The 518-nt window shown below is 58.7% G+C and carries 1 pseudogene; it reads right to left on the bottom strand.

From position 1 onward, the window contains the following. A pseudogene (locus tag HMPREF2871_RS02540) lies at nucleotides 1-518 on the bottom strand (sugar-binding protein); the annotation flags it as partial.

Genomic DNA, 518 nt, shown 5'->3' with positions numbered 1-518 from the left:
TTTGTCGGAAAGGATGTTGTGGGCGGGGTCGAAGGCGAAGGTTTCGCTGCGGCCGGTTTGGCTGTTGCGGGCTTCTTGAATGCGTCCGATTTTGTCGTAGACGTAATTGAGGACGCCGCTTCTTTGATCGGCGCTTTGAATGAGGTTGCCGGCTTTGTCGTAGGCGTAGCGGCGGTTCACGACGCCGCCGGCCAGCGGGTTTTGTTTGCCGTGAAGCGTTTGTGTGCCGTTCTGGATGGTACGCTGGCTTTTTAGACGACCCATGGGGTCGTAGTCGTACAGGCTGCTGATGCTGCCCTGCGTCCTTTGGATTTCGCGGTGCAGTTTGTCGCGTTCGATGTCGCTGACGACTTCGCCGTCGAGGCTGATTTGGTGCAGGTGTCCGCTGCCGTAGTACAGGTAATCAATCTGGCGGCCGTCGGGCAGGATGGTGCGGATACGGTTGCCCAACGGGTCGTATTGGTAGCCTACGGTGGCGCTTTGTCCGTTGTGGACGGTGGTTTCGCCGATAAGGCGGT

The sequence above is a fragment of the Neisseria sp. HMSC067G12 genome (assembly GCF_001812725.1).
Lineage (GTDB): Bacteria > Pseudomonadota > Gammaproteobacteria > Burkholderiales > Neisseriaceae > Neisseria > Neisseria perflava.
This window is presented reverse-complemented; position numbering and strand designations above follow the sequence as displayed.